3 protein-coding genes and 2 pseudogenes are annotated in these 6,115 nt (G+C 40.7%); all 5 read left to right on the top strand.

Annotated features, from left to right (window positions below; translation table 11 throughout):
• The first annotated feature begins 262 nt into the window (after positions 1 to 262).
• The 5 genes and pseudogenes from dppA to dppF all read left to right on the top strand — a co-directional run bounded on the left by dppA (position 263) and on the right by dppF (position 5,960).
• Positions 263 to 1,871, top strand: a pseudogene (gene dppA / locus BHE89_RS07915) (dipeptide ABC transporter periplasmic-binding protein DppA).
• A gap of 165 nt (positions 1,872 to 2,036) precedes the next feature.
• On the top strand, positions 2,037 to 3,056 hold the full coding sequence (dppB, locus tag BHE89_RS07910) for a dipeptide ABC transporter permease DppB (RefSeq protein WP_069369575.1): 1,020 nt from the start codon (positions 2,037 to 2,039) through the stop codon (positions 3,054 to 3,056).
• A 10-nt stretch (positions 3,057 to 3,066) separates the two neighbouring features.
• Positions 3,067 to 3,969 carry a dipeptide ABC transporter permease DppC gene (gene dppC, locus BHE89_RS07905; RefSeq protein WP_069369576.1) on the top strand — a complete coding sequence of 301 codons (903 nt, stop codon included), beginning with the start codon at positions 3,067 to 3,069 and terminating at the stop codon, positions 3,967 to 3,969.
• 12 nt (positions 3,970 to 3,981) lie between these two features.
• Positions 3,982 to 4,965 (top strand): dipeptide ABC transporter ATP-binding protein, encoded by a 984-nt coding sequence (gene dppD, locus BHE89_RS07900; protein WP_069369577.1) that lies wholly within the window; start codon positions 3,982 to 3,984, stop codon positions 4,963 to 4,965.
• Positions 4,958 to 5,960: pseudogene (gene dppF, locus BHE89_RS07895) on the top strand (dipeptide ABC transporter ATP-binding subunit DppF). Before dppD ends, dppF begins: the two are co-directional and overlap by 8 nt.
• Positions 5,961 to 6,115 lie beyond the last annotated feature (155 nt).

Raw genomic sequence — 6,115 nt, 5'->3', positions numbered from 1 at the left:
TTTTTTTTAAAATAGTCATTTAACTTAAGACTCACTTAATGTGTGGTTTTATTCTCTACTATTAAACGAATTTGTCCAATTTTTATCCTGTAATTGTTTGGTGTTTGTTTAATTTATGTTTGTAATTTGTTCGTTTTGGCCTAGAGCCCTTATTGACGTAAAGGAATACAGTTGGTTAATTGAACAATGACAAAATAAAAAGGTATTCCGTTTTTAAACAGGAAGCCAAAACACAACAGAACAATTTCGGAGAGTAATAATAATGAAAAGCTCCAAAAAACAGACAGGAATTTTGACCGCTACTATTGGATTGCTCGCATTAGCTGTTTCTGCGGGAGTGCAGGCAAAAACATTGGTGTATTGCTCAGAAGGTTCACCTGAAGGGTTTAACCCTCAGTTATTTACTTCTGGAACAACCTATGACGCAAGTTCAGTGCCTATCTATAACCGCTTAGTTGAATTTAAACTGGGGACAACCGAAATCATTCCCGGTTTAGCTGAAAGCTGGGATGTGAGTGATGATGGCAAAGTGTATACCTTCCATTTGCGTAAAGGCGTGAATTGGCATAGTAGTAAAACCTTTAAACCAACACGCGAATTTAATGCGGATGACGTGATGTATACGTTTATGCGTCAAATGGATCCAAAACATCCGTACCATAAAGTCTCTGGTGGAAGTTATGAATACTTCTCTGGAATGGATATGAACAACATGATCGAGAAAATCGAGAAAGTTGATGATCATACCGTGCGTTTTGTTTTAACTCGCTCAGAAGCGCCTTTTATTGCTGATATGGCAATGGACTTTGCATCCATATTATCTGCTGAATATGCGGATAATATGATGAAAGCAGGTACACCTGAGAAAGTAGATCTAGATCCCATTGGTACAGGACCTTTTCAATTACAGCAATATCAAAAAGATTCTCGTATTCTTTATAAAGCCAATGATCAATATTGGGGTAAAAAACCCGATATTGACCGTTTAGTTTTCTCTATTACACCTGATGCCTCTGTTCGATATGCAAAACTGCAAAAAGGGGAGTGCCAGGCAATGCCTTTCCCTAATCCTGCTGATATTGCGAAGATGAAACAAAATAGCGATATCAATCTGTTAGAACAGCCGGGCTTAAACGTAGGTTATATCTCTTTTAACGTTGAGAAAAAACCACTGGATAACCAAAAAAGTTCGCCAAGCATTAAGTATGGCGGTGAATAAAGACGCCATTATTGAAGCGGTTTATCAAGGTGCTGGTCAGAAAGCGAAAAACCTTATTCCTCCTACAATGTGGGGTTATAACGATGATGTCGTCGATTACGAATATAACCCTGAAAAAGCGAAAGCATTGCTAAAAGAAGCAGGTCTTGCTGATGGTTTTACTATCGATTTATGGGCAATGCCAGTACAGCGTCCTTATAACCCAAATGCCCGCCGTATGGCTGAAATGGTACAAGCGGATTGGGAAAAAATTGGTGTTAAAACCAAAATCGTAAGTTACGAGTGGGGGGAATATCTCAAGCGTGCTAAATCCGGTGAACACCAAGCAGTTATGATGGGGTGGACAGGTGATAACGGAGATCCAGATAACTTCTTCGCTACGCTGTTTAGTTGTGCGGCAAAAGAGCAAGGCTCGAACTATTCAAAATGGTGCTATAAGCCATTTGAAGATCTGATCCAGCCTGCACGAGTAGCGGCTGATCATGAAAAGCGCGTAGAGCTCTACAAACAAGCTCAAGTTGTGATGCATGACCAAGCACCAGCTTTGATTATTGCTCACTCGACCGTTTATGAACCAGTGAGTAAAAAAGTAGAAAACTACGTGGTTGATCCATTAGGCAAACATCACTTCGAGAATGTCTCTCTTAAATAATAGCAATTCCTAATTATTGGGTTGCCTTAAGTACGGTGCTTTTCTTTATGAAAGGCACCGCTATTCAATAATAACGAATACATTCAGTACACTGTGGGCGCAGGGGACTTTCCTCTGATTTATCAGCGCTATCTTTTAGCTGATGTTTGAAAAGAGAATTAGGATATGCTGCAATTTATCCTTCAACGTTTGGGACTTGTGATCCCTACGTTTATCGGAATTACATTACTGACGTTTATTTTTGTTCATCTTATTCCCGGTGATCCGGTAATGATTATGGCTGGTGAACGTGGACTTTCTCCAGAGCGACATGCTTATTTAATGGCAGAGTTGGGACTGGATAAGCCGTTATGGCAACAATATATCAATTACCTAAATGGCATTTTCCATGGTGATTTAGGTATTTCATTAAAAAGCCGCATTCCTGTATGGGATGAATTTTTACCTCGCTTTAAAGCTACTTTAGAACTTGGCGTTTGCGCCATGATTTTTGCGGTTTCGGTTGGGATCCCTGTGGGGGTTTTGGCAGCCGTAAAACGTGGTTCTATCTTTGATCATACTGCGATTAGTGTGTCATTAGCTGGTTACTCCATGCCAATCTTTTGGTGGGGGATCATGTTAATCATGCTAGTGTCTGTAAAACTCGATCTCACGCCTGTCTCTGGCCGCCTTGCTGATAGCGTCTTTTTAGATGACAGTAACCCACTGACTGGATTTATGCTGATTGATACCTTTGTTTGGGGAGAGGAAGGGAATTTCTTAGATGCCGTTCATCACATCATTTTACCTGCCATTGTATTAGGAACCATTCCTTTAGCTGTTATCGTGCGTATGACGCGTTCTTCGATGCTTGAAGTATTAGGCGAAGATTATATTCGAACCGCGAGAGCAAAAGGTTTAAGTCGCGCTCGCGTTATTCTTATCCACGCATTACGCAATGCGATGTTGCCGGTTGTCACTGTTATTGGATTACAAGTTGGAACAATGCTGGCGGGGGCAATTTTAACAGAAACAATTTTCTCATGGCCGGGATTAGGGCGCTGGTTGATTGATGCCTTACAGCGACGTGACTACCCCGTTGTGCAAGGTGGTGTGCTGTTAATTGCAACGATGATTATCTTCGTCAATCTGTTGGTTGATGTTCTTTATGGCATTGTGAACCCTCGTATTCGCCATAAAAAATAAGGAATGCATAATGACTGAAAATAAAGTAACACCGGTCATCAGTGCACCGGCTCCTATGACCCCCTTCCAAGAATTTTGGCACTATTTTAAACAAAATAAAGGTGCCGTTGTTGGGTTAATCTATATTGTAATTATGTTGCTTATTGCATTACTGGCAGGTTTTCTTGCACCTCATGCCCCTAATGAACAATTTCGTGATTTCTTATTAGCGCCCCCTGTTTGGCAAGAAGGGGGGAGCTGGCAATTTATTCTCGGTACTGATGATGTTGGTCGCGATATTCTTTCTCGTTTAATGTTTGGTGCTCGTCTTTCATTATTGGTGGGCTGCATCGTTGTCGTACTATCACTTATCTTAGGAATTATTCTAGGGTTGGCAGCGGGTTATTTCGGTGGCCTTGTGGATATCGGCATTATGCGTGTTGTTGATATCATGCTGGCATTACCAAGTTTATTATTGGCATTAGTTTTGGTCGCTATTTTTGGTCCCTCTATTGTTAATGCTTCTATTGCGTTAACTTTTGTTGCCTTACCGCATTATGTTCGACTCACTCGTGCCGCTGTCTTAATTGAAGTGAATCGCGATTATGTGATTGCCTCTCGTGTCGCTGGCGCGGGTTCATTGCGTCAGATGTTTATTAATATCTTACCTAACTGTCTTGCTCCTTTAATTGTTCAAGCTTCTTTAGGTTTTTCTAATGCAATCTTAGATATGGCAGCATTAGGCTTTTTAGGGATGGGCGCGCAGCCACCAACACCTGAATGGGGAACCATGTTGTCTGATGTATTACAGTTTACACAAAGTGCATGGTGGGTTGTAACGTTTCCTGGTTTGGCGATTTTGTTTACCGTATTAGCCTTTAACTTAATGGGTGATGGTTTACGAGACGCGCTTGATCCGAAATTAAAGCAGTAACGGGGTAAGAACATGGCATTACTAAATATTAATCAACTATCTGTTCACTTTGGTGATGAAGATACTCCGTTTAAGGCGGTAGACCGAATTAGCTATCAAGTTGAAGAAGGGCAAGTTGTCGGTATTGTTGGGGAATCAGGTTCAGGTAAATCCGTTAGCTCATTGGCGATTATGGGGCTTATCGATTTTCCGGGGCGAGTGAGCGCAAAAGAGCTCTATTTTGATGGCAGAGATCTGATGAAAATCTCTGAATCAGAACGACGCAATTTAGTCGGAGCCGATGTTGCGATGATTTTCCAAGATCCTATGACAAGCTTGAATCCTTGTTTTACGGTTGGCTATCAAATTATGGAAGCCTTAAAAGTCCATCAGGGAGGAAGTCGTAAAACACGCAAACAACGTGCTATCGACCTCTTAACGCTGGTGGGTATTCCTGATCCCGCTTCTCGCTTAGATGTCTATCCACATCAGCTTTCAGGGGGAATGAGCCAGCGTGTTATGATTGCAATGGCAATTGCTTGTCGCCCTAAATTATTGATTGCTGATGAACCAACCACGGCACTGGATGTGACTATTCAGGCTCAAATCATAGAACTTTTGCTAGATTTACAAAAACAAGAAAATATGGCGCTCGTGTTGATCACGCATGATCTCGCATTAGTGGCGGAAGCCGCAGACACCATTATTGTAATGTATGCGGGGCAAGTGGTGGAATCCGGAAAAGCATCAGAAATATTTAAAGCGCCTCGCCATCCTTATACTCAAGCATTATTAAGAGCACTTCCTGAATTTGCGAGTAATAAAGCACGATTAGCATCGTTATCGGGTGTTGTACCAGGACGCTATGATCGCCCAACAGGCTGCTTACTCAATCCACGTTGCCCATATGCTCATGATGAATGTTATAAGATTGAGCCTGAATTAAAAGAATTAGGGGCGCACCGTGTGAAATGTCATACACCGTTAGATAATGCAGGGAGACCTACCCATGGCTGAAATTAATCCAAATGTATCAACTCCCTTATTAAAAGCGGTTAATTTAGCGAAGTATTACAGCGTAAAAGGCGGTATTTTTTCAAAAGAAAGAACAGTTAAAGCGCTTGATGGTGTCTCTTTTGAATTAGAGCGCGGTAAAACCTTGGCTGTTGTTGGTGAATCAGGGTGTGGTAAATCTACATTAGGTCGATTATTAACGATGATTGAGATCCCGACTTCAGGTGAGCTTTCTTATCGTGGGCAAAATCTATTAGTTAAAGATAAATCGGCTGAGAAGCTACGTCGCCAAAAGATCCAGATTGTATTTCAAAACCCTTATGGATCATTGAATCCACGTAAAAAAAGTGGGACAAATTTTAGAAGAGCCTTTATTGATTAATACAGCGCTTAATGCTTCTGAGCGGAAAGAAAAAGTATTATCAATGATGGCTAAAGTAGGATTAAAAACAGAACATTATAGCCGATATCCACATATGTTTTCTGGTGGTCAACGTCAGCGTATTGCTATTGCACGAGGCCTGATGCTTGATCCAGACATTGTGGTTGCAGATGAGCCCGTTTCTGCACTAGATGTATCTGTTCGTGCCCAAGTCTTGAATTTGATGATGGATCTGCAACAAGACATGGGACTTTCTTATGTTTTTATTTCTCATGATCTTTCCGTTGTTGAACATATTGCAGATGAAGTTATTGTAATGTATTTAGGGCGTTGTGTAGAAAAAGGAACAAAAGCTCAAATTTTTGAAAATCCTCAACATCCTTATACACAGGCATTATTATCAGCAACACCAAGATTGACGCCTGAATTAAGACGAGAGCGTATTAAATTAACAGGTGAATTGCCTAGTCCGTTAAATCCACCATCAGGATGTGCTTTTGCCGCTCGTTGTCGCCGAGCATTTGGTATGTGCACACAACTGCAGCCCACTTTAAAAGAGTATGATGGGCAGCGAATCGCTTGTTTTGCCGTAGAGCAAGATCACGCAGAAGTTTAATCAGAAGATTGATAAATATATTTTATAAAATAAGAACAATGTTCGTATTATGCATTGTTCTTATTTTTATATAATCAAGATATATCGTGAATTATATTTCTTTTTTTTTAAAAAGGAGTGTTAATCATGATGAAAAAATTAAATTTATTTCGCTA

Origin of the sequence: Shigella sp. FC1967 (assembly GCF_001743005.1) — a bacterium.
Taxonomy (GTDB): domain Bacteria; phylum Pseudomonadota; class Gammaproteobacteria; order Enterobacterales; family Enterobacteriaceae; genus Proteus.
The sequence above is the reverse complement of the archived record's forward strand: the minus strand, read 5'-3'. Positions and strand labels throughout refer to the sequence as shown.